This is a genomic window from Pseudomonas sp. GD03858, assembly GCF_029840925.1.
GTDB lineage: Bacteria > Pseudomonadota > Gammaproteobacteria > Pseudomonadales > Pseudomonadaceae > Aquipseudomonas.
In genome coordinates this window covers 1-25,676 of sequence record NZ_JAOCDM010000046.1, presented here as the reverse complement: position 1 = coordinate 25,676, position 25,676 = coordinate 1, and the positions used below count along the sequence as shown (strand labels likewise).

The window sequence follows — 25,676 nt, the reverse complement described above, 5'->3', positions numbered from 1 at the left end:
CACAAGGCCGCTCCTACAGGGGAACGCGATCCCTGTAGGAGCGGCCTTGTGTCGCGATAGGGCTGCAAAGCAGCCCCAAAACTACAGCATCGGCGCCACAGACCTGTCCTGCCGTGGCCAGGCATCCAGCACCGCCTTGAACAGCGTCGCCAGCGGGATCGCGAAGAAGATCCCCCAGAACCCCCACAGCCCGCCGAACAGCAGCACCGCGCAGATGATCGCCACCGGGTGCAGGCTCACCGCCTCGGAGAACAGCAACGGCACCAGCACGTTGCCATCGAGCGCCTGGATGATCGCGTACACCGCCATCAGGTAGATGAACTGGTCGCCCCAGCCCCACTGGAACAGCGCGATCAGCGTCACCGGCACCGTCACCACCACCGCGCCGACATACGGCACCACCACCGACAGCCCCACCAGCAGCGCCAGCAAGGCCGCATAGTTGAGCCCCAGGCTGATGAAGGCGATATAGGTGGCGATCCCGCAGATCAGGATCTCGATGCCCTTGCCGCGAATATAGTTGGCGATCTGCCGGTTCATCTCGTCGCCTACCCGGTTGAGCAGGCTGCGCTGGCGCGGCAGATAGCCGCTGACCCAGCGACCGATCAGCTCGCGGTCCTTGAGGAAGAAGAACACCAGGATCGGCACCAGCACCAGGTAGATCATGGCGTTGACCAGCAGCGGCAGGCTCGACAGCGAGAAGGTCAGCGCCCACTGGCCGAACTTGCCGATCTCACCGCGCACCGACTCGATGGCGCGCAGCACCTGTTCGTCCGACACCAGATGCGGGTAGCGCTCCGGTAGCAGGAGCAGCAACGACTGCCACTTGCCGAGCATGCCCGGCAACTCGTTGAACAAGGTGATCAACTGATGCCAGAGCAGCGGCACCAGTACCAGCAGGAACACCGCCAGCGCGCCCATGAACAAGGCGAACACCAGCCATACCGCGACCCGGGTCGGCACCCGGAGGCGCTCCAGGGCATTGACCAGGCCCTGCATGAGAAACGCCAGGACCATGCCGGCCAGCACCGGCGCGAGCATGCCGCCCAGGGTCAGTACCACCGTGAAGGCCAGGAACAGCAGGACCGCCAGCACCACCGCCTCCTCGTCGGAGAAGTAGCGCTGCATCCAGTCGCGAAGCACTTTGAACATTGACGATCCTTGGAAAAGACTCAGGCCTTGCGCAGCCAGTAGGTATACACGCCGGCCTCGGCCGTTTCGCGCAGCAGCGTATGACCGGCGAGCTGGGCGAAAGTGCGGAAGTCGCGCTGGGAACCGGCATCGGTGGCGATCACCTTGAGCACCGCGCCGCTGGCCAGGCGATTGAGTTCCATCTTCGCCTTGAGCAGCGGCAACGGGCAGTTCAGCCCGCTGGCGTCGAGTTCGGCGTCGCAGGTCGGGGTGTCACTCATCGGGCGCATCTCCAGGGCGGGGCGGAAAAGACCGGTAGGATACCGCCACTGGTCGGCATCGCGCGACCCGGCTACAGTAAGGCTTTTGATCGACGCGAGCTTCTGCATGAATCTACTGCGCCCTACCCTGTTGACGCTGGCCTGCCTGATGGCCCTTCCCGGCCACGCCGACGACCTGCCGTCACTGGGCGACGCCAGCTCCGCGATCGTCTCGCCGCAACAGGAACACCAGCTCGGTCGCGCCTGGCTGAGCCTGTTGCGTGGCCAGGTCAACCAGCTGAACGACCCGCAGCTCAAGGACTTCGTCGAAACCAGCGTGTACAAGTTGGCAGAGACCAGCCAACTGCAGGACCGGCGCCTGGAGTTCATCCTCATCGACAGCAAGGAACTCAACGCCTTTGCCGCGCCTGGTGGCATTGTCGGGGTCAACGGCGGCCTGTTCCTCAATGCACAGACCGAAGGCGAGTACGCCTCGGTCCTGGCCCACGAACTGGCGCACTTGTCGCAGCGCCACTTCGCCCGTGGCGTCGAAGCCCAGCAGCGGATGCAGTTGCCCATGATGGCCGCACTGCTTGCAGGTATCGTCCTGGCCGCCGGCGGTGGTGGCGATGCCGGCATCGGTGTGATTGCCGGCACCCAGGCGGCGGCGATCCAGGAGCAGCGACGCTTCTCCCGACAGAACGAACAGGAAGCCGACCGTATCGGTATCCTGAACCTGGAAAAAGCCGGTTACGACCCACGCAACATGCCCAGCATGTTCGAACGCCTGGCGCGCCAGTACCGCTATGACGCCAAGCCGCCGGAATTCCTCCTTACCCACCCGGTGACCGAGTCGCGGGTAGCCGATACCCGTAACCGTGCCGAGCAGGCGCCCAAGGGGGGCGTCGAGGACAGCCTGCGTTACCAGCTGATTCGTGCACGGGTACAGCTCACCTATGAAGGCACCCCGGGCCTGGCCGCCAAGCGCTTCCGCGCCCAGCTCGACGAGAATCCACAGATGGACGCCGCGCGCTACGGCCTGGCCCTGGCGCAGATCAAGGGTGGCCAGCTCAACGAAGCGCGGGAGAACCTCAAGCCGCTGCTGGCCAAGGCGCCCAACGACATTACCTACAACCTGGCGCAGATCGACCTGGACATCACCAACAACCGCCTGGCCGACGCCCAGCAGCGCGCCCAGCGCATGCAGGGGTTGTACCCGGGCAACTACCCGCTCAAGCAGGTGCGCGCGGACCTGCTGGTCAAGCAAGGCAAGCCGGCCGAAGCGGAGAAAGTGCTGGATGACCTGGTCAAGAACCGCCCGGATGACCCGGACGTGTGGTACGACGTCGCCGAAGTTCGCGGCCTGTCGGGCAACACCATCGGCCTGCACCGCGCCCGCGCCGAATACTTCACCCTGGTCGGCGATTTCGACCAGGCGATCCAGCAGCTCGACTACGCCAAGCGCCGCGCCGGCAGCAACTTCCCGCTGGCCGCGCAGATCGACCAGCGCCAGCGCGAGATCATGGAGCAGCAGCGGATGGTCAAGGAGATGATGGGGCGCTAGGCCTGGCACTGATCGCGCTGTAGGAGCGGCCTTGTGTCGCGAAAGGGCCGCACAGCGGCCCCAGGATGTTCAGGTTCACGCGGAAAACAGGGGCCGCTTCGCGGCCCTTTCCGGCCGGTCCGGCGCCCCGGCAAGGCCGCTCCTACAGGGTGATGCTCACCTTGCGTCAGGCGTTGCCCGACAACTTCAAGCGCGCCGCCTGGGTGAAATCCAGCATGCGGTTGAGCGGCTTGAGCGCCTTGGGAATCAGCGCAGGCTCGACGAAGATCTCGTTGCTGCCTTGACGCAGGCAATCGAGCACCCGCTCCAGGGTATTCATGGCCATCCACGGACAGTGCGCGCAACTGCGGCACGCCGCGCCATTGCCGGCGGTCGGCGCTTCGACGAACTCTTTGTCCGGGCACAGCTGCTGCATCTTGTAGAAGATGCCGCGGTCGGTGGCGACGATGAAGGTCTTGTTCGGCAGGGTCTGCGCCGCCTTGATCAGCTGGCTGGTGGAGCCCACCGCATCGGCCAGCTCGATCACCGCCTCCGGCGACTCCGGGTGGACCAGGATCGCCGCATCCGGATACAGCGCCTTCATGTCGGCCAGCTGGCGCGACTTGAACTCTTCGTGGACGATGCAGGCACCGTCCCACAGCAGCATGTCGGCACCGGTCTGCTTCTGAATGTAGCGGCCCAGGTGCTGGTCCGGGCCCCAGATGATGGTCTCGCCGTTGTCCATCAGGCTTTCGACGATCTCCAGCGCGCAGCTGGAGGTCACCACCCAGTCCGCGCGCGCCTTCACTGCGGCGGAGGTATTGGCGTAGACCACCACGGTGCGTTCAGGATGCTGGTCGCAGAAGGCCGAGAACGCCTCCACCGGGCAGCCCAGGTCAAGGGAGCAGGTCGCCTCCAGGGTCGGCATCAGCACGCGCTTTTCCGGGGTCAGGATCTTCGCGGTCTCGCCCATGAAGCGCACCCCCGCCACCACCACCGTCTCGGCCGGGTGGTTCTTGCCGAAGCGCGCCATCTCCAGCGAGTCGGAGACGCAGCCACCGGTTTCCTCGGCCAGGGCCTGGATCACTGGGTCGCAATAGTAGTGGGCCACCAGCACGGCATTCTGCTTCTTCAGCTCGGCGGCGATGGCCGCACGGTAATCGGCCTCCTGCTCGGGCGTCAGCGGATGGGGCTGCTTGGCATCGAGGTGGGCCTGAACCAACAGGCGTTCGGAAATCTGGGTCATGATCGCTGGACCTGCGGGGCGCCTGGGCGCGTCAGTCGAGTGTATCACCCGGCCCTGGCAGATCGGCTAATGGTGCCGGACGGCCAGCGTCTCGACCCCTCTGCGGGCGCGGATTCTTATCGGACGCGAAGGCTACAGGCAATCGGAGGGATGCAAAAGGGGTTTTTACGTTGGCCACCCCAATGCAGTCGCGGGGCAAGCCCGCTCCCACGAAACCATCCAAGTCATGGCGACTTCGTGGGAGCGGGCTTGCCCCGCGAAAGGGACCGCGAGCCAGCAATCAACCCTGCGGCTGGAGTGCCGCCAGGTGGCCGCTGATCAGCATGGCGAACTCTTCGACGGTCATTTTCTTGCCGTTGAAGTCGACCATGCCATCGGCATAGTGCAGGCTCGACACCACGTCACTGCCCTGCACCGTGGCCATGCCGCTCTGCAGCGCCATCATGCCGACCATCTCGCCGGCCTGGCTGGACTGCTGGGCGATGGCCTGGGCATCGGTTTCGCCATCGAGCAGCGCCTGCAGGGTAGCCAGGTCGGCGACCATCGGCTTGGAGACGCTGAGCTTGGCCTTGAGTTGCGTGACCAGTTGCTTGCCCAACTGGTCCGCCGGCAGGTCGAAGGAGGTCGGATTGGCGAAGTCCATCGCCAGGTCGAACTGGCTCACGCCATTGGCGGTCTTGAACGCCAGCTTTTCCACCGCCACCTGGGGCTTGGCCACCAGCAGTCGCTGCAGGTCGCCCTGCACCTTGGCCTGTTCTTCGGGCGTCATGTCAAGCGACGGCACGGCCTCGCCCTGGGCGGCGGCCTGCTGGATTTCCGGCATGCGCGTCTGGTACCACTCCATCAAGGCCTGCATGGCCGGGATGTCGATGGACTTCATGGTCAGCACCATCTCGGCGCTGCCGACCTTGCGCCCGGCGTAGCTGATGTCGTCGACCTTGTATTCCAGGCGTCCGGCCAGCTTGTCCTTGGCCTCGCCCTCGGCGTTGTACAGGTTGTTCTGTTGCAGGCCCTTGAGCACCAGGGTTTCCTGCTTGGGGCCAAAGGTGGCCTGGGTGTTGGCCAGGGCCAGATCGAAGTTGCCGACGTAGACCATGTCATGGCCGGTCTCGCTGAGCTTGCCGCCCGCCTTGAAGCCGTTGAGCAGGATCTTCACCGGCGTCTGCTGCTCGTCGACGAAGCTCAGTTCCAGGCGCTCGGCGTTGCTGTGAATCTCCACCGCCTTGCCATCGCGATCGCCACGCAGCTGCAGTTGCAGGCCGGAGAAGTCCAGGACGTTGGCGCCATCCTCCTTGAGCGTGACCGGCGCCAGGCGGATATCGCTGTCGACGCTGCCGTCGTAGCCCAGGCTGACCTGGCTGGTGACCGGCGGCTTGTCGCCCGCCGCGGCGAACCAGGCGGCGGTGAAGTCATCCTTGTCCAGCGTGCTGTTGCTGGTGGCCAGCACTGGCATCAGCTTGAACGCCTTGACCCGCGACCAGGGAAACGGACCGTGCTCGATCTGGTCGGTCGCGCCCACCTCGAAGTTCAGTTTCTCGGCTTCGCCGACCTGCACGTTCTCGACCTTGAAGCGGTAGTGCGCGGTGCTGGTGAAGAAACGCTGTTCCAGCGAGACCAGTTCGATGGTCATGCTGCCACCGTTGCCGACCATGGCCTTCTTCAGCTCTTCGTTGCCTCGGGCGATGGAGCGTTCGAGCTCGGCGGGCAGTTGCTTGCCGGTGTACCAGGCGCCAGCGGTGGTTGCGACGGCGATGGCGACGGCCAGGCCGGAGAGGATGCCTACTGATTTCTTCATGAATAGAACCGATTGCTGTCCGTAGAGGGGCGAGAGCGCGAACCGCGGAGGTCGGCGCGCAAGGCGCCAAGAATACCATTGCCCCTAAGGCCATGCGGCGTATTCGTCGAGATATTCTGCGCTTGGAGGTGTCTGTCCTAAACCTTGCAACCTTTCATTTGGATGGTCTCCATCGTAAATTTTTACGAACACAAAAATCGAAAAATACGCCGACAAATCGGCCATAAGCACTGCATAACAGCCATAAAAACCGACTTTTCACTCAAACACCGAACACCTTGTCATGTTTAACTTGACACTCATTTGACCATCGTTTTCTATCTCTCCCACCTTGCATGCGCCCACGCCACGAAGAAGAAAAACGCGCCGCCATCATGCCTGTCCGACCCAGCCCCCACGCGCCGCCTTCCTCGCTTCGGCCCTGCCAGCCCTGACACCAGCGCCCAACCGCGCACTTCGCAGCTCCAACATAAAAGGTGAACAACATGGAGCCCACCCGCTCGCCCCTGTCGCGCCCGCGCCACGCCGTGCCCGCCGTCCTGATCCAGGAGCATCGCCCGCATGCAGCCTGATCACAGCGCCTCCGGCAATGCCCAGTTCCACAAGTCCCTGCGCCTCTGGCACGTGGTGATCATCGGCTTGGCCTATCTCACCCCGATGACCGTGTTCGACACCTTCGGCATCGTCTCCGGCATCACCGCCGGGCACGTACCCAGCGCCTACATCCTGGCCCTGGCCGGCATCCTGTTCACCGCCGTGAGCTATGGCACCCTGGTGCGACGCTTCCCGCAGTCGGGCTCGGCGTACACCTATACCCAGCGCGCCATCAACCCGCACGTGGGTTTCCTGGTGGGCTGGTCGTCGCTGCTGGACTACCTGCTGCTGCCCATGGTCAACGCGCTGCTGGCCAAGCTGTACCTGTCGGCGATGTTCCCCGAGGTACCGGCCTGGGTGTGGGTGGTCGGCTTCGTCGCCCTGATCAGCCTGATCAACATGCGCAGCGTCAACCTGGTGGCGCATTTCAACCTGCTGTTCGTGGCCGTGCAGGTGGCGATCATCGCCGTGTTCATCTATCTGTGCTGGCGTGGCCTGGACCATGGCGAGGGCCTGGGCACGGCCTGGAGCCTGGTGCCTTTCGCCGATGAGCAGACCCAGTTCGCCGCCCTGGCCGCCGGCGCGACCATCCTGTGCTTCTCGTTCCTGGGCTTCGACGCGGTGACGTGCCTGTCGGAGGAAACCCGCGACCCGGGCAAGACCATCCCACGGGCGATCTTCCTCACCGCGCTGATCGGCGGCGCGGTGTTCATCCTGGTGTCGTACTTCATCCAGGCCTACTTCCCGACCATGGCGCGCTTCCATGACCAGGAGGCGGCCCTGCCGGAAATCGCCCTGTATGTCGGCGGCAAGCTGTTCCAGTCGGTGTTCATCGCCTGCACGGTGATCAACACCATCGCCTCGGGCCTGGCCTCGCAGACCAGCGTGTCGCGCTTGCTGTACGTGATGGGGCGCGACAATGTGATCCCGGCCGGCGTGTTCGCCCGCCTGCACCCGCGCTACAAGACCCCGGTGCTGAACATCGTCGTGGTCGGCCTGATCTCGCTGTCGGCGATCTTCTTCGACCTGGTCACCGCCACCTCGGTGATCAACTTCGGCGCGCTGGTGGCGTTCAGCTTCGTCAACCTGTCGGTGATCAACCACTGCTACCTGCGCGAAAGGCAGAACAAGGGCCTGACGAACAACCTCAAGTATCTGGTGCTGCCGACGATAGGCTTCTGCATCATCGTCTCGCTATGGCTGGACCTGAACCAGCACTCGCTGTTGTTCGGCGGCGCCTGGGCCCTGCTGGGGGTGTTCTACCTGGCCTGGTTGACCAAGGCCTTCAGGATCGCGCCACCGAACTGCATCGCCGACTAACCCCGCCGACGCCCGCCTGACCGCGGGCGTCCTGTTTGCCCGAGAAGGAAACGCCCATGTCGCAGCGAAGTCTCTCCATCCAGTGGAAGATCACCCTGCTCGCCGGCCTGTGCCTACTGGCCATCGTCGCCCTGTTGGTCACCACCTCGCTGACCCAGGCCCGGCACAGTGCCGAGCAAGTGTTCCAGGCCAACACCGCGCTGCTCGACCGGAGCGCCCGCCTGCGCCTGCAGGCCCAGGGCGAAACCCAGGCCCTGCGCATCCAGCGCTACTTCATGGATGCCTACCAGTACGGCAACGGTTTCGCCCGCCTGGTGCAGGCGCTCAAGGCCCGCGGAGGCGCGCAGCTGCGCGACGAGCTGACCCGCGAAGCTCGCACCGCCCTGGGCGGCAACGCCGACCTGATCGGCCTGTACCTGGTGTTCCAGCCCAACGCCCTGGATCAGCAGGATGCGCATTTCGCGGGCCAGGCCGAGCGCGGCAGCAACGACAGCGGGCGCTTCTCCCTGTACTGGTCGCAGCCGAGCACCGGCGCCCTCGAAAGCGAGGCGATGCCCGAATCGATGCTCGCCGACACCAGCATCGGCGCCAATGGTTCGCCCTACAACCGCTGGCTGACCTGCCCACTGGAAACCGCCAAGGCCTGCGTGCTCGATCCTTACTTCGACGAGGTCAATGGCCACCAGGTGCTGATGACCAGCATCGCCCTGCCACTGCTGGAAAACGGCAAGGTGGTCGGCGTGGTCGGCCTGGACATCGGCCTGGACAACCTGCAGCAGCTGAGCCTGGCCGGGCGTCAGGAACTGTTCGATGGCCAGGGCCAGGTCAGCATCGTCAGCCCGTCGGGATTGCTGGCCGGACATAGCCAGGACGCCAGCCAGTTGAGCAAGACCGTGGAGCAGGCGTTCGGCGCCAGCGGTCTGGGTGCCCCGCTGCGCGCAGGCCAGGCACTCGAGCGCCTGGACGACGGCACCATGCGCATTTCCCGCCCCTTCGCGCCGATTCCCGGCGCGGCGCCATGGCAGGTCTTGCTGGAGCTGCCCGAGCAGGTCTTGCAGGCGCCCGCCGTCGCCCTCAACCAGAGGCTGGACGGCCAGAACCAAAGCGCCAACCTCACCAGCCTGTTGATCGGCCTGGGCGCCGCAGTGCTGGGCCTGCTACTGGTGTGGCTGACCGCACGCGGCGTGACCCGGCCGATTCTCGCCGTGGCCGCGCGCCTGGAGGACATCGCCAGTGGCGAGGGCGACCTGACCCGGCGCCTGGACTACGCCCGTGACGATGAACTGGGCCAACTGACGGGCTGGTTCAACCGTTTCCTCGACAAGCTGCAACCGGTGATCGCCCAGCTCAAGGGTTCGCTGCAGGAGGCCCGTGGCACCGCCGATCAGTCGGCGCTGATCGCCAGCCAGACCAGCGACGGCATGCAGCAGCAGCATCGAGAGATCGAGCAGGTGGCCACCGCCGCCAACGAGATGAGCGCCACCGCGCACGATGTAGCCCACAACGCCGCCCAGGCAGCCCAGGCGGCGCGGGGTGCCGACCAGGCGACCCGCGATGGCCTGGCCCTGGTGGCGGCGACCCGCACGGCGATCGACCAACTGGCCGGCGGCATGGACGCGGCGATGGATGAGGCGCGCGCCCTGGAGAGCCGTGGCGAGCAGATCGGCTCGGTGCTCGAGGTGATCCGTGCCATCGCCGAGCAGACCAATCTGCTGGCGCTCAATGCCGCGATCGAGGCGGCCCGGGCTGGCGAGGCCGGGCGTGGTTTCGCGGTGGTGGCCGACGAGGTGCGCAACCTGGCTCAGCGCACGCAGGTCTCGGTAGAAGAGATTCGCCAGGTCATCGAAGGTCTGCAGCAAGGTACTCAGGACGTGGTTGGCGCCATGCATGCCGGCCAGCGTCAGGCCCAGGACAGTGCGGCGCAGATGGAGCAGACCTTGCCGGCGCTGCAGCGCATCGGCGAGGCGGTGGCGGTGATTACCGACATGAACCTGCAGATCGCCTCGGCTGCCGAGGAGCAGAGCGCCGTGGCCGAGGAGGTCAACCGCAACGTGGCGGGGATCCGTGATGTGACGGAGTCGCTGTCCGGGCAGGCCGATGAATCGGCGCGGATCAGCCAGGCACTTAATCGGCTGGCCAACCAGCAGCAGGTGTTGATGGAGCAGTTCCGAGTCTAACCATGTCTTGATCTTGATCTTGATCTTGATCTTGATCTTGATCTTGATCTTGATCTTGATCTTGATCTTGATCTTGATCTTGATCTTGATCTTGATCTTGGCAATCGCATGTTCAACCTCACTATCAACTAGCGTCAGCTGCGCCAGCCCAGGCGCCGCCCGTAACTTCGCGACTTCAGGAGGCCGAACGCAGGCCTTGCGGAGGGAGGTGACGGGCATGGATGCCCGTCAAGCGCTGGGGCCCAGGATGGGCCCTGCAGCGCGGTCCTCCCGGGAGCAAGGCCGGAGTGAGGGGACCCGGAGCGAAGCGTAGGGCCGGATGAATGGAGCGCAGCGTTTTTTGGTTACTTTTTGTCGCGTTTGACAAAAAGTGACCCGCCGTAAGGGCGGAAAGGTGACTATGCGTCGACATCGTAAATGAATGCGCTTACAACTGTAGAAACCCACGCCGATCGCATTTGACTTTGACTTTGACTTTGACTTTGACTTTTAAAGAGTCTGTATTGAAAGTTATATGCGCATTCATTTGCGATGGTGACGCATAGTCACCCTTCCGCCCTTACGGCGGGTCACTTTTTGTCAAACGCGACAAAAAGTAACCAAAAAACGCTGCGCTCCATCATCCGGCCCCTACGCTTCGCTCCGGGGTTCCCTCGCTCCGTTCTTGCTCCCGGGAGGACCGCGCTGAACGCCCCATCCTGGGGCGCAGCGCTTGACGGGCATCCATGCCCGTCACCTCCCTTCGCAAGAACTCCGCTCGGCCTCCTGAAGTCGCAATTGGCGGCGCCTGAACTATCGCGCACTTAGAAGCAAGATCAAGAGACATGAGTTTAATATCGGGCAAGCATGTAAGTATTGATATGCAGACTCAAAGAAAAACTATCAAACACTACGCCCAATCGGATAAAACTCACCTCGACTCCAGACCCCAAGCCAAACATCCCCATCGATCTTGCGCGCCACCGCCAGCTCCACCAGTTGATAGAACACATTACGATGAATCAACGCCTCAAGATTGCCGCGCATAAGCACATAAGGGGAAGGCTCCTGGGTAACAGGATCAAGTTCGATCCGCAGCGGATGCTCCACCCCAGCCTCGACCTGGTCGTCGACATTGCTGGTAAACCGCAGCACCTGCTGCTCCCCCTTGCCCTCGACGTCCAGCAACACGGCAACGAACGGCGCATCGTCGACCCGAATACCGACCTTCTCCACCGGCGTGACCAGGAAGTAGTCGTCTCCGTCACGCCGAATGATGGTGGAGAACAACCGCACCATCGGCTTGCGCCCGATCGGCGTCCCCAGGTAGTACCAGGTCCCGTCCCGGGCGATTCGCATGTCGATGTCGCCGCAGAAATCCGGATTCCACAAGTGCACCGGGGGCAGCCCCTTGTGCGCTGGAATCTGCGCCAGAAGATCGCTGGCCTTGCCCGAATCAGTCATCTCGCTCTCGCTCAGCGGCTCATGCCCAGAAGACTACGAGCGTACTCGCGCATCGGCGCCGCGAGCAAATCCTGTGGCGTGTTGTCGTGGAACGTCAACAAACCGCCACGGCTCTTGATGCGAGCGGTATCGATCAGGTAACGGGTACTGGTCTCGATCAGCATCATCTGCACCACACCGCTGTCCCAGCCCAGGCGATCCACAGCCTGTTCGTCATACCACTCGTCACCGTTGCCGATGCGATCGTCGGTACGCGCGAAACGGGTGTACAGCACGTAATCGGCCCCTACCGAGCGCGCCTCGGCGATGGCATCCTCCAACCCCAGCGGGCCCTGGGCGCGACGCACCAGCGGGAAGTACTCGACGAAGCTCTTGAAAGCCTCCTCCGCCACCGCGTTCTGCCGCGGCACCGGCCCCTTGCCTGGCGGTACGAACGCCCCCTGGCCGATGAAGATGAACGAGTCCGGCTGCAGTCGGACCGACAGGGTACGGGTGGTGTCGCTGTGGTCCAGCAGGCCCGCATCACTCATGTGGTAACGGACGCCTTCGCCCATATCGCTGACATTCATGCAGCCGCCCAACGCCATCAGCGCCAGCAGCAAGACCAGGCTACGCATCTTTCCTCCAAAGACCGGTGACGAAAAACCGGCGAATAGCCGCCAGATGCAGCTTTTGCGCCAGAGTCAGCCGCCGATCACCTTCATCACCATCACATCGCCGGAGAACGCCAGGTCCTGCTTGTCGGCCAACGCCTTCACCAGCAACCGCTGCAAGGCGGGGAGCGCCTCGTGACGCGGCTTGTCCAGCAGCTCGCCGACAAAGTGCCGGTTGCTCGATGACAGACAGCCATGCAACCAGCCGGTGGACGACAATCGCAGCCGCGAGCAGGCACGACAGAACGGGACGCTTTCATTGGCGATCACCCCGAAGTAGCCCAGGCCGGGGATCCGATAACGCAAGGCGGTGGCATCCAGCGGACGGGGCGCCTGCTCATAGGCATGCGCCTGGCCAATCACTGCCAGCAATTGTTCGAGGCTCACGAACTGCTGCAGGAAGGCATTGCGGTCACGTGCCAGGTGGCCCATACGCATCAGCTCGATGAAGCGCAGCTCGTAGCCGTGCGCCAGGCAGTAATCGAGCAGTGGCAGCACCTGGTCCAGGTTCTGCCCACGCATGGGCACCATGTTGACCTTGATCGCCATGCCCGCCGCACTGGCCTGCGCCATCCCGGCGAGCACACTGGCCAGGTCCCCGCCCCGGGCGATCCGGCGAAACGCCAGAGGATCCAAGGTGTCGAGAGAGACATTGAGCCGGCGAATACCAGCATCACGCAGCTGCGGCAACTTGCGCGAGAGCAACTGACCATTGGTAGTGAGGCTGACCTCCTCCAACTTCAGTTCGGCTACCGCTCCGAGGAAGGCATCCAGGCGTGGACTGACCAGCGGCTCACCACCGGTGATGCGCAGCCGTTCGATGCCGGCCGCCTCGACCAGATACGCCACACCACGCGCCAATGCGTCAGCCGAAAGCTCATCCTGCGCCGCCACCAGGCGTTTGCCGTCCGGCACACAGTAGGTGCAGGCATAGTTGCAGGCAGCAGTCAGGCTGACGCGCAGGTTGCGAAAGCGCCTGCCTTGACGATCGACGATCATGGATGACTCCGGCATGGAAGATTCTGGCGGCAAAACCTGACTCATAAATCAGGTTTTTGCAAGCCTTCCCGTCGAAGCCTGAAACAAGAGTGCCCGCCGATGATCCGGCAGGCACGCATTGAGCAGCTTTAGCTAGCGGCTTCCGGATCGCGCTTGCGCTTGTTGCCCATGCGCACGCCGATATCCATGAGGAACTGGAAGAAACCTTCCTGATCCTCGAGCACATTGCTCCAGAATGGCGAGTGATAGAGCGCGACCGCGCCATGCACCAAGGCCCACGCCGCGCAATAATGGAAATACGGCGGCACGTCCTCGAGCTTGCCTTCGCTGATCCGCCCCTTGATCAGTTGGGTCAGGCGGTCGAAGTTGGATGCACGGATGCTGTGCAGTTGCTCGACCATTTCCGGCACCTGGTTGCCCTTGACCACCTTTTCCTCAAGACGGTCGAACAACCGGTAGCGCTGCGGATCGCGCATGCGGAATTCGAAATAGGCACGTGACAAAGCCTCCTTGTCACGGTCGACGTCAGCCGAATGCAACAGTTCGTTCAAGTCGCGCTCGTAGTCGAGCATCAGGCGCAGATAAATCTCCGCCTTGGACTTGAAGTGCTTGTAGATCGTGCCTTTGCCGATGCCCACGGCGTCGGCGATCATCTCGACGGTGACACTGTCTTCACCCTGTTCGAGAAACAGCTTGAGCGCCGTGTCGAGGATTTCCTGCTCGCGACGACGAAACTCACGGACCTTACGAGGTTCTTTCTGCATAAGAAGGACTGGGATGACAATCGAAGCGGATTATTATGCCTAACTGGCGGCAAATTGCACGGATCTTCCAACCATGTCTATGTTTCATGATGAGTTCGAGCTGGCGCCGGGCCTGTGCTACCTCAACCACGCCGCTATCGCCCCTTGGCCCCGTCGGACCCACGACGCGGTGGCCCGCTTCGCCCGCGACAACATGCGCCTGGGTGCCAGCGAGTATCCGGCCTGGCTGGCTACTGAACGGCGTCTGCGCGAGCGCCTGGCACGCCTGATCAATGCCCCGAGCAGCGGCGATGTCGCGCTGGTTGGCAGCACCTCCCAGGCCCTGTCTCTGGTGGCGTTCGGGCTCGACTGGCGGCCTGGGGACCAGGTAGTCATCAGCGCCGAGGAGTTCCCTTCCAACCGCGTGGTATGGCAGGCCTTGGCCGACCAGGGCGTCGAAGTGCTCGAGGCGAGTCTCGCTGGCAGCGACCCGGAGGCTGCGCTGCTCGCCACCTGTGGCCCTCGCACGCGCTTGCTGTCGGTCAGCGCCGTGCAGTACGCCACTGGCCTGCGCCTTGACCTTGCGCGCCTGGGCCGGGCCTGCCGCGCGCATGGCGTGCTGTTTTGCGTGGACGCGATCCAGCAGATTGGCGCCCTGCCCTTCGACGTCCAGGCATACCCATGCGATTTCGCCATGGCCGACGGCCATAAATGGATGCTGGGCCCCGAGGGCCTGGGCCTGTTCTATTGCCGCAGCGACCTGCGCCGGCAATTGAAGCTGCACGCCTACGGCTGGCACATGCTGGACAACCTGGGCGACTTCGACCGCCGTCAGTGGCAGCCGGCGCGCAGCGCACGGCGCTTCGAATGCGGCAGCCCGAACATGCTCGGCGCCTGCGCGCTGGAGGCCAGCCTGTCGCTGCTGGAGGAAGTCGGCATGGCAACGGTCGCAGAGCGGCTGGCAGAGCGAGTCAGGCTGCTGCATGAGGGGCTGGCGAGCATTCCCGGCGTGCGCCTGCATAGTCCGGCCGACCCCGAGCGGCGTGCCGGCATCGTTAATTTCAGCCTCGACGGGCATGCCAATGCCGACATTTATCGATCACTCACCGAAAATGGCGTGATCTGTGCCCTGCGCGGCCCAGGAGTACGCTTTTCCCCGCACTTTCATACCGATGACCACCTGATTGCCGAAGCTCTGCGACAGGTCCGACAAATCGCCATGCATTGAATGCGCAATGGACCGCGGGCGTATTCCAAATTTGTTTAAAAAACGATCAACGATCACTGGCGACTCGTCAAACCTGACCAATACTTGAAGTGTTGGCGTGGCGCATCCCCCCCAAGTGACGCGCCGATAAAGGTGCCCACGGACCGTGTACCTTTGTTTTACTCCTAATGGTCTTAACCCGGATTCCTCCCCCAGAACCCGGGTTTTTTTTGGCCGGATCGGCGCCCGCCCACGCGACAACCTTTCCCGGGCGGCTCAGGCCACCCGTGCCAACGGGAACAGGCGCTTGAAGTTGCCGGTGGTCTGCTCGGCCAGTTGCTCGTAGCTGACACCGCGCAGCGAGGCCACGTACTCGGCGACCTCGCGCACATATTGCGGCAGGTTCGGCTTGCCACGATGCGGGATTGGCGCCAGGTACGGCGAGTCGGTCTCCACCAGCAGGCGATCGACCGGTACTTGGCGGGCTACCTCGCGCAAGGCGTCGGCGTTGCGGAAGGTGACGATGCCCGACAACGAGATGTAGTAGCCCAGGTCCAGCGCCGCCCTGGCCATCGGCCAGTCCTCGGTAAAGCAGTGCAAGACCCCGGCCTGGGGCAGGCTGGCCTCGCGCAGCAACGCCAGGGTGTCTTCACGCGCCGCACGGGTATGCACGATCACCGGCTTGCCGGTCTGGCGCGATGCTTCCAGGTGAAGACGGAACGATGCCTGCTGCAACTCGGCGGCCTCCGGCTCGTAGTGGTAATCCAGCCCGGTCTCGCCAATGGCCACCACATGCGGATGAGCCAGTTCGCGCAGCAGCCATTCCAATGCCGGCGTCTCGCCCGGCGCCAGGTCGAGCGGATGCACACCTACCGAACAGTCGACATCCGCGTAGCGCTCGCTGAGCGCCTTGACCGTGCCTGCGTTGTCCGCGCTCACGCCGATGCACAGGAAATGCCCGATCCCACGCTCACGCGCCGCCTGCAGGGCGGCATCGAGGGAGCCCTGGTGGGCGCTCAGGTCTAGACGATCGAGATGGCAATGGGAATCTACGAGCATGGGAACACGACACACATGAATGAACGATGGAAGTTAGCGCTGACCCGGCAGTTGCACCCAGTGGGCGAGCAAGGCTTCGAGCAGCAACACACGGTTGAGATTGGCCTTGCCCAGCACCTTTTGACGCTGCTCCAGAATCCACGCCTGGATCTCCAGCACCTTGGCCGGGCGGCTTTTCTGCGCCAGATACTGCAGCACCTTGCGCATGTCGGCCAAGCCTAGCCCTTCGTCGTCCTGGGTCAACTGATAGCGCAGGATCAGGTGCGACCAGTCGCAGAACCAATCGAACAGCAGCAGCAACGGCACCGTGTTCCAGGCTTCGGCCAGCTGGCTGGGCGACTGCTGCTGCTTGAGCAGTTTCTTCACCCCTTCGGTGACCAGCGCCCGCTGCTCACGCACCCCTTGGGCCTGCAGGCTGGCCGCCATCAAGGGCGATCCCGCGGCCAGGGTCAGCAGCTCTTCGCGCTGGTCCTCATCGCTGTCCGCCAGCGCTCCGGCCAGCCACTCCCGGCTCTGGGCGAGGCTGGGTTGCGGGCAGGCGATCTGCTGGCAGCGGCTCTTGATGGTCGGCAGCAGGCGACTGGGCTGATGGCTGACCAGCAGCAGCACGGTATCGCCTGAGGGCTCCTCGAGGCTTTTGAGCAAGGCGTTGGAGGCGTTGATGTTCATCGCTTCGACCGGCTCGATCAGCACCACCTTGCGCCCCCCTTGCTGGGCGGTCTGCACCACGAACGACACCAGATCGCGCACCTGGTCGATCTTGATCGGCTTGTCGGCTTCCTCCGGCTCCAGCACGAAATTGTCCGGATGGCTGCCTGCCTTGAGCAGCAAGCAGGACTTGCACTGCCCGCAGGCATCCAGGCCATGCGGCTGCTGGCACAACAGCCGCGCCATGAGACGCTCGGCCAGGGCGCGCTTGCCGATGCCCTGCGGCCCATGCAGCAGATAAGCGTGCGCATGCTGGCCGCGACCGGCCAACTGCTGCCACAACGCCTGCTGCCAAGGGTAGGCTTCAGCCACGGCAACGCTCCAGGATGCCCGGCAGCAACGCGTCTATCGCACGCTGCACCGCCTCCAGCGGCTGCGCGGCGTCCAGCAGGCTGTAGCGCTGCGGCTGCTGCCCTGCGCGCCGCAGGTAAGCTTGGCGCACGGCCTCGAAGAAGTCCTGGCCTTCCTGCTCGAAACGGTCCAGGCGGCCTCGGGCGGCGGCACGGGCCAAGCCAACCTCCACCGGCAGGTCGAAGACCAGGGTCAGGTCCGGGCGCAGGTCGCCCTGGACGAACGCTTCGAGAATGGCGATGCGTTCCACCGACAACCCCCGGCCACCGCCCTGATAGGCATAAGTCGCGTCGGTAAAGCGGTCGCACAGCACCACGGCGCCACGCGCCAGTGCCGGGCGAATGACCTCGGCCAGATGCTGCGCGCGCGCGGCGAACATCAGCAGCAGCTCGGTATCGACGGCCATGGCCTCCTCGCTCGGCGCCAACAACAGCTCGCGGATGCGCTCGGCCAATGGCGTGCCACCGGGCTCGCGAGTCATGACCACATCGATGCCCTGTTCGCGCAAACGCGCCGCCAGGTACTCGCGATTGGTACTCTTGCCCGCGCCTTCGGGGCCTTCCAGGGTGATAAACAAACCGCTCACGAGTGGTCCTTGTTCTCTTCTGGCACCGGCACGTCGGCCGGTGCGGATTCATCGATGGGCGCCGGCCTGTCGTCTTCTGGCGCAAGCGGCTCGTCGGGCGCCGACTCTGCGGATGGCGCCGGCTGCGCCTGCGGAGCAGGGCTCGAGCGGTAGTCCGAGCGGCGCTTGAGCTGAAACTCGCGCACGGCGCTGTTGTGGTCGTCCAGATCGTCGGAGAACACGTGGCTGCCATCGCCACGGGCGACGAAATACAGGCTGGAACCGTCGCTGGGGTTCAGCGCCGCATGGATCGCCTCGCGACCGACCATGGCGATCGGCGTCGGCGGCAGGCCAGTCATGGTGTAGGTGTTGTAGGGCGTGGGCTCGCGCAGGTCGGCGCGGGTGATCTTGCCGTTGTAGCGCTCGCCCATGCCATAGATAACGGTAGGGTCGGTCTGCAACATCATGCCCAGGCGCATGCGGCGCACGAACACACCGGCGATCTGCCCGCGCTCCTGGGGAATACCGGTTTCCTTTTCCACCAGCGAGGCCATGATCAGCGCCTGGTAAGGATCGCGGTACGGCAGATCGGTGCTGCGCTCGGCCCACTCCCTGGCCAGCACTTCATCCAGGCGCATGTACGCCTGTTGCAGCAACTCGACATCGCTCATGCCGCGCACGAAGCGGTAGGTATCGGGGAAGAAGCGGCCTTCGGGGAACACGCCGGTATGGCCGAGCTTGTCCATCACCTCGGAATCGGACAGACCATCGAGGGTGTGCTTGAGCTTTTCGTGCTTGGCCACCGCGGCACGCACCTGGCGGAAGGTCCAGCCCTCGACCAGGGTGAGGTTGTACTGCACCACGTCGCCGCGCTTCCAGGCGTCGAACAGCTGCCCCACGGTCATGCCGGGGGTAACGCGGTACTCGCCGGTGTGCAACGGCGTACCCGCCATGTTGAAGCGCCAGTAAAGACGCAACCACAGCGGATCGTCGAGCAAGCCTTCGCTCTGCATGCGATAGAACATGCGGTTGGGCGTCGTGCCATTGGGCACGTCGAGCAAGCGCTCCTGCGCCACTTGCAGGGGCTGCTCCAGGACCGAGTTGACCTTCCAGGCCGCCCAACCCAATGCCAGGCCGGCGATGATCAACCCCGTTTCCAGCAGCAGCAGGAATTTGCGTCTCACGAATCAAGTATCCAGTAACGTACGGGCAACGGCCTGCAGTTTACGGGTGAGCGGCCCCGCCGGCCAGTTCAGCGCGGCGAATTCACGCACAGGCCAGATACCGTAGACACTGTTGCAGACGAACACCTCCTCGGCCTGCTCCAGCGCCTCCAGCGGCAAGTCCCGCACTTGAGTGGGAATGCCCAGCAACGCCGCCTGCTCCAGCAGCGCCGCGCGCATCACCCCGGCCACGCCGCAACGGCTCAGCTCGGCGGTCAGCAGCACGCCACCGCGCACCAGGAACAGGTTGCTGTACACCCCTTCGATCACCCGTCCTTGGCCATCACGCATCAAGCCTTCGGCAAACGCGCTGTCCTGCCATTCGGCGCGGGCCAGCACCTGCTCGAGGCGGTTGAGGTGTTTGAGCCCGGCCAGTAGCGGTTGTTCCGCCAAGCGTGTCTGGCAGGCGTACAAGCGCACGCCCTGTTCGGCGTGTTCGGCGGGATAGGCGGGCAAGGGGCTGCCCTGGAGGATGCGCCGCGCCTGGGCGCCAGCCACCGGGGCGTAACCGCGCTGGCTGTCGCCGCGGGTCAGGATCAGCTTGGCGACGCCTTCGCCCAGCAATTGGGCGAATTGCAACAATTCATTGCGAACAAGCGTCAGGTCGACTTCGATCGCCAGGCGCTGGCAACCCAGCGCCAGGCGGTCGAGGTGCAGGGCCAGCAGGCTGGGCCTGCCGCCGCGCACGGCAATGGTCTCGAACAGGCCATCGCCGTAGGCCAGGCCGCGGTTCTGCAGGTTGACCGCAGCCGCGTCCTGGCCATCGATCCAGCTGTGCATCAGTCGGCGAACCGACGGAATACCAGCGAGCCGTTGGTGCCACCGAAGCCGAACGAGTTGGACAGCACCACGTCGATCGGCATGCTGCGCGCCTGGTGCGGCACGAAGTCCAGGTCGCAGCCTTCGTCAGGCTCGTCCAGGTTGATGGTCGGCGGCGCCATCTGGCTGTTGATCGCCAGGACGCTGAAGATCGCCTCTACCGCGCCGGCGGCGCCAAGCAAGTGGCCGGTCATCGACTTGGTCGAGCTCACCGCCAGCTTGTAGGCGTGCTCACCGAACACGCGTTTGATCGCGGCCACTTCGGCCACGTCGCCGGCCGGCGTCGAGGTGCCGTGGGCGTTGATATAGCTGACGTCCTCAGGCTGGATGCCGGCATCGCGCAGGGCGTTGGCCATGCAGCGGGCGGCGCCTTCGCCGGAATCGGGTGGCGAGGTCATGTGGTAGGCGTCGCCGCTCATGCCGAAACCGACCAGCTCGGCATAGATGGTGGCGCCACGGGCCTTGGCGTGCTCCAGCTCTTCGAGCACCAGGGCACCGGCACCGTCGGACAGCACGAAGCCATCACGACCCTTGTCCCACGGACGGCTGGCACGGGCCGGCTCGTCGTTGCGGGTCGACAGTGCGCGCGACGCGCCGAAGCCGCCCATGCCCAGGCCGCAGGCCGCCATTTCAGCGCCGCCGGCGATCATCACGTCGGCTTCGCCATAGGCGATGTTGCGCGCGGCCATGCCGATGCAATGGGTGCCGGTGGTGCAGGCGGTGGCGATCGCGTAGTTCGGCCCTTGCAGACCCAGGTGGATCGACAGGAAGCCGGAGATCATGTTGATGATCGAGCCCGGCACGAAGAACGGCGAGATCCGGCGCGGCCCCTGCTCGTGCAGGGTCTTGCTGGTCTCTTCGATGTTGGTCAGGCCACCGATACCCGAGCCCATGGCCACGCCGATGCGCTCGCGGTTGGCGTCGGTGATTTCCAGACCGGCGTTGCGCACCGCCTGGAAGCCGGCCGCCAGGCCGTACTGGATGAACAGGTCGAGCTTGCGGGCCTCTTTGGCCGACAGGTACTGCTCGACTTCGAAGCCCTTTACCGAGCCGCCAAAACGGGTGGAGTAGGCAGACAGATCCGTATGCTCGATCGGACCAATGCCACTGCGGCCAGCCAGAATGCCCTGCCAGGTGCTCGGTACATCGGTACCCAGTGGCGACAGCATACCCATACCAGTGACCACGACGCGTCTACGCGACACAGTACTCTCCTCATTTCCAAATTACAGAGTCTCTTGCCAGTGCACTGATGCAGCCAATGGCCTGGCAACAGACTCCGCTGATTGCAGGGCTTGCAAAGAAAAAACCGCACGCCGGCGACGGCAGTGCGGTTTTTCCCGACAAGAAGCGTCGACTGAAACGTCTTAGGCCTGGTGGCTGTTGACGTAGTCGATGGCAGCTTGAACGGTAGTGATCTTCTCGGCTTCTTCGTCAGGGATTTCGGTCTCGAATTCCTCTTCCAGAGCCATCACCAGCTCAACGGTGTCAAGCGAGTCGGCACCCAGGTCATCGACGAAGGAAGATTCGTTCTTCACTTCCTCTTCCTTGACGCCCAGTTGCTCGGCGACGATTTTCTTGACGCGTTCTTCGATGGTGCTCATACCTAGTTTTCACTCCTAATGGACATATGTCAGGCAGCTGGCCGGTGACCAAGTTTATAGGAAGACGCCTGCTTTTCAAGCGTAACGCGCCTTCCACCAGGCCACCGGGCCCTCTGCCCGGAATCTGGTTGCAGCTTTATAACGGATTTTAGGTTCGCAGTATGACTCTTTTTTGAAGCAATCCGTCACATTGAGTTGCGGTTTTTACATGTACATCCCGCCGTTCACCGGCACGGTGGCACCGGTGACATAGGCCGCGCCGTCGGACGCCAGGAAGGATACCACCTTCGCGATTTCCTCGGCCTGGCCCAGGCGGCCCAGCGGAATTTCCTTCTGCAGGGCCTCGCGCTGCGCTTCTGGCAGCTCGCGAGTCATGTCGGTATCGATGAAGCCTGGAGTCACCGAATTGACGGTGATGCCACGCGAGCCCACTTCACGGGCCAGGGCACGGCTGAAGCCTTCCAGGCCGGCCTTGGCGGCGGCATAGTTGGCCTGGCCGGCGTTGCCCATGGCACCTACCACCGAGCCGATGCTGATGATACGACCCCAACGGGCCTTGGTCATGCCGCGCAGCACGCCCTTGGACAGACGGTAAAGGCTGTTGAGGTTGGTGTCGATCACGTCGAACCACTCGTCGTCCTTCATCCGCAGCATCAGGTTGTCGCGGGTGATGCCGGCGTTGTTGACCAGGATGGCCGGTGCGCCGAACTGCTCGCCGATGGCGCCCAGCACCGCGTCCACGGACTCGGCGCTGGTGACGTTCAGCTCAAGGCCGGTACCGTTGATGCCGTGCTCTTTCAGGGTGGCGGCAATGCGCTCGGCGCCGGAGGCGGTGGTGGCGGTACCGATCACGGTCGCGCCCTGGCGGCCCAGCTCGAGGGCGATAGCCTGGCCGATGCCACGGCTGGCGCCGGTGACCAGTGCAACTTTACCTTGCAGGCTCATGCAAGCTTCTCCGAATTCAGGCCAGCGCCGCGCGGGTGGCGGCGACGGCGTCTGGGGTGTTGAGGTTGTAGGTGGTCACGCCATCGGCGCAACGCTTGTTCAGGCCAGCCAGGACCTTGCCCGGGCCGCATTCGACCAGGTTCACCGCGCCGCGCTCGGCCAGGGCCTGCACGCACTCGACCCAGCGCACCGGCTGGTACAGCTGCGCCAGCAGGTCCTGCTTGAGGGCGTCGAGGTCGGCGGCGATGGCGGCGGTGACGTTCTGCACCACCGGGATCTGCGGGGACTTCCATTCGATGGCATTGACCGACTCGGCGAAACGCTCGGCGGCCGGTTTCATCAGGGCGCAGTGCGACGGCACGCTGACCGCCAGCGGCAGGGCGCGCTTGGCACCGGCCTCTTTGCACAGCTCGATGGCGCGATCCACCGCCGCCTTGTTGCCGGCGATCACCACCTGGCCCGGCGAGTTGAAGTTCACCGCGCTGACCACTTCGTCTTCGGCGGCCTTGGCGCAGATCTCGACCACGACCGCGTCGTCCAGGCCGAGGATCGCGGCCATGGCGCCATGACCGGCCGGCACGGCCTCCTGCATCAGCTGGCCACGGCGCTCGACCAGGCGCACGGCGTCTTTCAGCGAAAGGCTGCCAGCGGCGACCAGGGCGCTGTATTCACCCAGGCTGTGACCAGAGACGTACGCAGGCTGCGCGCCACCCTCTTCCAGCCACAGGCGCCACAGGGCGATCGAGGCGGTCAGGATGGCCGGCTGGGTCTTGTCGGTTTGATTGAGTTGCTCTTCCGGGCCTTCCTGGACCAGCTTCCACAGGTCATAGCCCAGGGCCTCGGACGCTTCCTTGAAGGTCTCGACGATTACCGGCTTCTCAGCGCCCAGCTCTTTGAGCATGCCCAGCGACTGGGAACCTTGACCAGGAAAGACGAATGCGAGGGATGCAGACATTGAACAAGCCCTTATGATCTTGTCGTCGGATAGGGTGCGCCGGGCCGCTGGCCGGGCGCGCAATCTGAAAGCTTGGATGGACACTCAGACCAAGCGGTCACATTTAAGCACTTCATCGGCGATATGCCTAAGGCCTTTGCTTGCCTGTGTCGGCCCTTTCACGGGTAAACCCGCTCCCACAGGATTGCCACGGGCCCGAAGGTTGCAGTGTACCCGCGAAGAGGCCGGCGCAGGCTACAACAGCAAGTCCTCCAGACGCCCGTGCAGGCGCTGCGGCAGGTTCTCCTGGATCTCGATCAGCGCACGCTGGATCGCGCTCTGCAAGCCCTGCACGCCTGCCGAGCCATGGCTCTTGATGACGATGCCCTGCAACCCCAGGAAGCTTGCGCCATTGTGTCGCGCCGGTGCCAGGTCGGCCTGCAGGCGCTTGAGCAACGGCATGGCCATCGCCCCCGCCGCCCGCGAGAGCAGCCCACCACGGAACAACGCCTCGATGCGCGCACCGATCATGGTCGCCAGGCCTTCGCTGGACTTGAGCAGGATATTGCCGACGAAGCCGTCGCACACCACCACGTCCGCCTCGCCACGATACAGCCCGTCGCCCTCGACGAAGCCGATGTAGTTCAGGCCCCGGGCGCTCTGCAACAGGCTGGCGGCCAGCTTGACCTGCTGATTGCCCTTGATGTCCTCGGTGCCGATGTTGAGCAGCGCCACCCGCGGCCGATGCACGCCCAAGGCCTGGGCGGCCACCGAGCCCATCACGGCGAACTGGTAGAGGTTTTCCGCGCTGCAATCGACATTGGCCCCGAGGTCGAGCAACTGACAATAGCCGGCCTGGGTCGGAATCGCCGCCACCATCGCCGGGCGATCGATCCCGGGCAAGGTCTTGAGCACCAGGCGCGACAGGGCCATGAGCGCACCGGTATTGCCGGCGCTCACGCAGGCCTGGGCCTTGCCATCACGCACCAGTTCGAGGGCGACGCGCATCGACGAGTCCGGCTTGCCCCGCAACGCCTGCGATGGCCGCTCGTCCATGCCGATCACTTCGCTGGCCGCGACAATCTGCAGGCGCGCGCGATCCGCAGCCGCAAGGCCACTGACGAGATCTTCTAGGAGGGAGGGTTGACCGACGAGGGTCAGGTGCAGCGAGGGAGTAGCCGAAAGGCAGGCAATGCTAGCCTGAACAATGTTGCGGGGACCGAAGTCCCCGCCCATTGCGTCGATCGCGATGATCTGAGCGGACAAGGATTACTCGTCGGCGCCCTTGTCGATCACTTTGCGACCACGGTATACGCCTTCTGGCGAAACGTGGTGACGCAGGTGTACTTCGCCGGTGCTCTTCTCTACGGACAGGGCGTTTTCCGACAGGGCGTCGTGCGAACGGCGCATGTCACGGGCAGAGCGGGATTTTTTGTTCTGCTGAACAGCCATAATTGATTAACTCCTAAACGTTTGGGTCACGCTTTAACTGCGCCAATACACTGAACGGGTTGGACCGCGATACCTCGTCCTTGCTCGGCTCGGGCTCATCGAGTCCCGCCGGCTGCTGGCATTCTTCCGGATGATGAGCAGGCACGATCGGCAGGGCGAGCAACAGCTCTTCCTCGACCAACGCCTGCAGATCCAAAGGATCTTCGCCCAGTTCCAGCACGTCATAGCCTTTCGGCAACGACTGGGTATTCGCACCCTCCTTCACCACGGCGTATGTGCATTCGCTGTGGATCGGCAGGGTGACCAGCTCAAGACAACGCTGGCAAACCATCTTGACTTCGACGTCCAGCTCGCTGTGGATAACCACCACGTGCTGTTCATCTCGTTCAAAATCGAACTTCGCCTGCACCGTACCGACGTTGTCGGAAAGCGGGTCGCAGAGTCTTTCCAAATCAGCGAGTTGCAGCGAACCTTCGAGGGTTACGCCACGATCAGCCAATTTGCGCGGGTCAACGTGAGGTGGAATCGGGTCATTCAACATAGGCGCAGCATTCTAGGGATGCACCCCCTCCCTGTCAAAGGAAATTAGGTGTCATCTCGCATGTTAGAATTCGGGGCAATTGCCCAGGAGTCTACCATGCTTCCCTTGTTACTGGCTTCCAGCTCTGCGTACCGCCGCGAACTGCTCACCCGCCTGCGCCTGCCCTTCACCTGGGCGAGCCCCGACCTGGACGAACGACGCCTCGATGACGAGCCTGCCGTCGAGCTGGTCCGCCGCCTGGCCCGACAGAAGGCCGAGGCCCTGGCCGCCAGCCACCCCGACCACCTGATCATCGGCTCCGACCAGGTGGCGGTGCTGGGCGAGCAGATCCTCGGCAAGCCCCACACCTTCGAACGTGCCTGCG

General features: G+C 64.0%; 25 protein-coding genes. 5 read left to right on the top strand and 20 right to left on the bottom strand.

The annotated features are described in order from the left end of the window. Nucleotides 1-81: 81 nt before the first annotated feature. Together N5D48_RS13960 and N5D48_RS13955 are read right to left on the bottom strand one after the other, a co-directional pair. A complete protein-coding gene (locus tag N5D48_RS13960) occupies nucleotides 82-1,152 on the bottom strand; it encodes an AI-2E family transporter (RefSeq protein ID WP_279885120.1) in 1,071 nt (356 codons plus the stop codon). Nucleotides 1,153-1,172: 20 nt separating this feature from the next. Next, nucleotides 1,173-1,412 (bottom strand): sulfurtransferase TusA family protein, encoded by a 240-nt coding sequence (locus N5D48_RS13955; protein ID WP_011535136.1) that lies wholly within the window; start codon nucleotides 1,410-1,412, stop codon nucleotides 1,173-1,175. A 106-nt stretch (nucleotides 1,413-1,518) separates the two neighbouring features. Here N5D48_RS13955 and N5D48_RS13950 point away from each other — a divergent pair, with 106 nt between their 5' ends. Further along, the gene (locus N5D48_RS13950; protein WP_279885117.1) at nucleotides 1,519-2,955 is read left to right on the top strand and encodes a M48 family metalloprotease; all 1,437 of its coding nucleotides are present in this window, start codon (nucleotides 1,519-1,521) and stop codon (nucleotides 2,953-2,955) included. A 166-nt stretch (nucleotides 2,956-3,121) separates the two neighbouring features. Here N5D48_RS13950 and nadA read toward each other — a convergent pair whose 3' ends face one another. Together nadA and N5D48_RS13940 are read right to left on the bottom strand one after the other, a co-directional pair. Then, complete coding sequence (gene nadA / locus N5D48_RS13945) at nucleotides 3,122-4,180, bottom strand: quinolinate synthase NadA (protein ID WP_279885115.1); 1,059 nt, start codon at nucleotides 4,178-4,180, stop codon at nucleotides 3,122-3,124. Nucleotides 4,181-4,460: 280 nt separating this feature from the next. Then, nucleotides 4,461-5,975 carry a YdgA family protein gene (locus N5D48_RS13940; RefSeq protein WP_279885112.1) on the bottom strand — a complete coding sequence of 505 codons (1,515 nt, stop codon included), beginning with the start codon at nucleotides 5,973-5,975 and terminating at the stop codon, nucleotides 4,461-4,463. Between the two features lie 561 nt (nucleotides 5,976-6,536). Here N5D48_RS13940 and N5D48_RS13935 point away from each other — a divergent pair. Continuing rightward, on the top strand, nucleotides 6,537-7,889 hold the full coding sequence (locus N5D48_RS13935; RefSeq protein WP_279885110.1) for an APC family permease: 1,353 nt from the start codon (nucleotides 6,537-6,539) through the stop codon (nucleotides 7,887-7,889). Between the two features lie 56 nt (nucleotides 7,890-7,945). After that, nucleotides 7,946-10,066: a methyl-accepting chemotaxis protein gene (locus tag N5D48_RS13930; protein ID WP_279885107.1), complete on the top strand. Its 2,121-nt coding sequence runs from the start codon at nucleotides 7,946-7,948 to the stop codon at nucleotides 10,064-10,066. An 882-nt stretch (nucleotides 10,067-10,948) separates the two neighbouring features. On the opposite strand, the gene N5D48_RS13925 is transcribed toward N5D48_RS13930, so the two are convergent. The 4 genes from N5D48_RS13925 to N5D48_RS13910 form a co-directional block, all read right to left on the bottom strand. Further along, nucleotides 10,949-11,509, bottom strand: a complete 561-nt coding sequence (locus N5D48_RS13925; protein ID WP_279885104.1) for a DUF1285 domain-containing protein — start codon at nucleotides 11,507-11,509, stop codon at nucleotides 10,949-10,951. A gap of 11 nt (nucleotides 11,510-11,520) precedes the next feature. Next, nucleotides 11,521-12,126, bottom strand: coding sequence for a DUF4823 domain-containing protein (locus N5D48_RS13920; protein WP_279885101.1), 606 nt, complete (start codon nucleotides 12,124-12,126; stop codon nucleotides 11,521-11,523). A 66-nt stretch (nucleotides 12,127-12,192) separates the two neighbouring features. Then, nucleotides 12,193-13,161: a radical SAM protein gene (locus tag N5D48_RS13915; protein ID WP_279885099.1), complete on the bottom strand. Its 969-nt coding sequence runs from the start codon at nucleotides 13,159-13,161 to the stop codon at nucleotides 12,193-12,195. 128 nt (nucleotides 13,162-13,289) lie between these two features. After that, nucleotides 13,290-13,925: a TetR/AcrR family transcriptional regulator gene (locus N5D48_RS13910; RefSeq protein ID WP_279885096.1), complete on the bottom strand. Its 636-nt coding sequence runs from the start codon at nucleotides 13,923-13,925 to the stop codon at nucleotides 13,290-13,292. A gap of 73 nt (nucleotides 13,926-13,998) precedes the next feature. Here N5D48_RS13910 and N5D48_RS13905 point away from each other — a divergent pair, with 73 nt between their 5' ends. After that, nucleotides 13,999-15,132 (top strand): aminotransferase class V-fold PLP-dependent enzyme, encoded by a 1,134-nt coding sequence (locus N5D48_RS13905; protein ID WP_279885093.1) that lies wholly within the window; start codon nucleotides 13,999-14,001, stop codon nucleotides 15,130-15,132. A gap of 255 nt (nucleotides 15,133-15,387) precedes the next feature. Here N5D48_RS13905 and N5D48_RS13900 read toward each other — a convergent pair whose 3' ends face one another. From N5D48_RS13900 to N5D48_RS13845, 12 genes are all read right to left on the bottom strand, one after another. Next, on the bottom strand, nucleotides 15,388-16,170 hold the full coding sequence (locus N5D48_RS13900; protein WP_279885091.1) for a TatD family hydrolase: 783 nt from the start codon (nucleotides 16,168-16,170) through the stop codon (nucleotides 15,388-15,390). 33 nt (nucleotides 16,171-16,203) lie between these two features. Further along, the gene (locus N5D48_RS13895; protein WP_279885089.1) at nucleotides 16,204-17,190 is read right to left on the bottom strand and encodes a DNA polymerase III subunit delta'; all 987 of its coding nucleotides are present in this window, start codon (nucleotides 17,188-17,190) and stop codon (nucleotides 16,204-16,206) included. Beyond that, entirely contained in the window at nucleotides 17,183-17,815 is a 633-nt protein-coding gene (gene tmk / locus N5D48_RS13890; protein WP_279885087.1) for a dTMP kinase, read from the bottom strand. Before tmk ends, N5D48_RS13895 begins: the two co-directional genes overlap by 8 nt. After that, a complete protein-coding gene (gene mltG / locus N5D48_RS13885) occupies nucleotides 17,812-18,978 on the bottom strand; it encodes an endolytic transglycosylase MltG (RefSeq protein ID WP_279885084.1) in 1,167 nt (388 codons plus the stop codon). Before mltG ends, tmk begins: the two co-directional genes overlap by 4 nt. Nucleotides 18,979-18,981: 3 nt before the next feature. Beyond that, complete coding sequence (pabC, locus tag N5D48_RS13880) at nucleotides 18,982-19,797, bottom strand: aminodeoxychorismate lyase (RefSeq protein WP_279885082.1); 816 nt, start codon at nucleotides 19,795-19,797, stop codon at nucleotides 18,982-18,984. Continuing rightward, the gene (fabF, locus tag N5D48_RS13875) at nucleotides 19,797-21,041 is read right to left on the bottom strand and encodes a beta-ketoacyl-ACP synthase II (protein WP_028690991.1); all 1,245 of its coding nucleotides are present in this window, start codon (nucleotides 21,039-21,041) and stop codon (nucleotides 19,797-19,799) included. Before fabF ends, pabC begins: the two co-directional genes overlap by 1 nt. 162 nt (nucleotides 21,042-21,203) lie before the next feature. Beyond that, complete coding sequence (gene acpP, locus N5D48_RS13870) at nucleotides 21,204-21,440, bottom strand: acyl carrier protein (RefSeq protein ID WP_186662351.1); 237 nt, start codon at nucleotides 21,438-21,440, stop codon at nucleotides 21,204-21,206. Nucleotides 21,441-21,644: 204 nt separating this feature from the next. Then, the gene (fabG, locus tag N5D48_RS13865; protein WP_023630496.1) at nucleotides 21,645-22,385 is read right to left on the bottom strand and encodes a 3-oxoacyl-ACP reductase FabG; all 741 of its coding nucleotides are present in this window, start codon (nucleotides 22,383-22,385) and stop codon (nucleotides 21,645-21,647) included. 16 nt (nucleotides 22,386-22,401) lie between these two features. Next, complete coding sequence (gene fabD, locus N5D48_RS13860; RefSeq protein WP_279885077.1) at nucleotides 22,402-23,340, bottom strand: ACP S-malonyltransferase; 939 nt, start codon at nucleotides 23,338-23,340, stop codon at nucleotides 22,402-22,404. A gap of 234 nt (nucleotides 23,341-23,574) precedes the next feature. Then, complete coding sequence (plsX, locus tag N5D48_RS13855; RefSeq protein WP_279885147.1) at nucleotides 23,575-24,555, bottom strand: phosphate acyltransferase PlsX; 981 nt, start codon at nucleotides 24,553-24,555, stop codon at nucleotides 23,575-23,577. Between the two features lie 33 nt (nucleotides 24,556-24,588). Further along, nucleotides 24,589-24,771 carry a 50S ribosomal protein L32 gene (gene rpmF, locus N5D48_RS13850; protein ID WP_008096416.1) on the bottom strand — a complete coding sequence of 61 codons (183 nt, stop codon included), beginning with the start codon at nucleotides 24,769-24,771 and terminating at the stop codon, nucleotides 24,589-24,591. Between the two features lie 13 nt (nucleotides 24,772-24,784). Further along, nucleotides 24,785-25,312 carry a YceD family protein gene (locus N5D48_RS13845; protein ID WP_194787757.1) on the bottom strand — a complete coding sequence of 176 codons (528 nt, stop codon included), beginning with the start codon at nucleotides 25,310-25,312 and terminating at the stop codon, nucleotides 24,785-24,787. Nucleotides 25,313-25,408: 96 nt separating this feature from the next. Between N5D48_RS13845 and N5D48_RS13840 the strand changes: the two genes are divergently transcribed. Further along, nucleotides 25,409-25,676, top strand: a 268-nt coding sequence (locus tag N5D48_RS13840) for a Maf family protein (protein ID WP_279885075.1), incomplete at its 3' end; no start/stop codon positions are given.

What these genes read in the sequence shown, in the direction of transcription:
- N5D48_RS13960 (WP_279885120.1), bottom strand. Translation starts at nt 1,152, where the DNA reads ATGTTCAAAGTGCTTCGCGACTGGATGCAGCGCTACTTCTCCGACGAG.
- N5D48_RS13955 (WP_011535136.1), bottom strand. Translation starts at nt 1,412, where the DNA reads ATGAGTGACACCCCGACCTGCGACGCCGAACTCGACGCCAGCGGGCTG.
- N5D48_RS13950 (WP_279885117.1), top strand. Translation starts at nt 1,519, where the DNA reads ATGAATCTACTGCGCCCTACCCTGTTGACGCTGGCCTGCCTGATGGCC.
- nadA (WP_279885115.1), bottom strand. Translation starts at nt 4,180, where the DNA reads ATGACCCAGATTTCCGAACGCCTGTTGGTTCAGGCCCACCTCGATGCC.
- N5D48_RS13940 (WP_279885112.1), bottom strand. Translation starts at nt 5,975, where the DNA reads ATGAAGAAATCAGTAGGCATCCTCTCCGGCCTGGCCGTCGCCATCGCC.
- N5D48_RS13935 (WP_279885110.1), top strand. Translation starts at nt 6,537, where the DNA reads ATGCAGCCTGATCACAGCGCCTCCGGCAATGCCCAGTTCCACAAGTCC.
- N5D48_RS13930 (WP_279885107.1), top strand. Translation starts at nt 7,946, where the DNA reads ATGTCGCAGCGAAGTCTCTCCATCCAGTGGAAGATCACCCTGCTCGCC.
- N5D48_RS13925 (WP_279885104.1), bottom strand. Translation starts at nt 11,509, where the DNA reads ATGACTGATTCGGGCAAGGCCAGCGATCTTCTGGCGCAGATTCCAGCG.
- N5D48_RS13920 (WP_279885101.1), bottom strand. Translation starts at nt 12,126, where the DNA reads ATGCGTAGCCTGGTCTTGCTGCTGGCGCTGATGGCGTTGGGCGGCTGC.
- N5D48_RS13915 (WP_279885099.1), bottom strand. Translation starts at nt 13,161, where the DNA reads ATGATCGTCGATCGTCAAGGCAGGCGCTTTCGCAACCTGCGCGTCAGC.
- N5D48_RS13910 (WP_279885096.1), bottom strand. Translation starts at nt 13,925, where the DNA reads ATGCAGAAAGAACCTCGTAAGGTCCGTGAGTTTCGTCGTCGCGAGCAG.
- N5D48_RS13905 (WP_279885093.1), top strand. Translation starts at nt 13,999, where the DNA reads ATGTCTATGTTTCATGATGAGTTCGAGCTGGCGCCGGGCCTGTGCTAC.
- N5D48_RS13900 (WP_279885091.1), bottom strand. Translation starts at nt 16,170, where the DNA reads ATGCTCGTAGATTCCCATTGCCATCTCGATCGTCTAGACCTGAGCGCC.
- pabC (WP_279885082.1), bottom strand. Translation starts at nt 19,797, where the DNA reads ATGCACAGCTGGATCGATGGCCAGGACGCGGCTGCGGTCAACCTGCAG.
- acpP (WP_186662351.1), bottom strand. Translation starts at nt 21,440, where the DNA reads ATGAGCACCATCGAAGAACGCGTCAAGAAAATCGTCGCCGAGCAACTG.
- fabG (WP_023630496.1), bottom strand. Translation starts at nt 22,385, where the DNA reads ATGAGCCTGCAAGGTAAAGTTGCACTGGTCACCGGCGCCAGCCGTGGC.
- fabD (WP_279885077.1), bottom strand. Translation starts at nt 23,340, where the DNA reads ATGTCTGCATCCCTCGCATTCGTCTTTCCTGGTCAAGGTTCCCAGTCG.
- plsX (WP_279885147.1), bottom strand. Translation starts at nt 24,555, where the DNA reads ATGGGCGGGGACTTCGGTCCCCGCAACATTGTTCAGGCTAGCATTGCC.
- rpmF (WP_008096416.1), bottom strand. Translation starts at nt 24,771, where the DNA reads ATGGCTGTTCAGCAGAACAAAAAATCCCGCTCTGCCCGTGACATGCGC.
- N5D48_RS13845 (WP_194787757.1), bottom strand. Translation starts at nt 25,312, where the DNA reads ATGTTGAATGACCCGATTCCACCTCACGTTGACCCGCGCAAATTGGCT.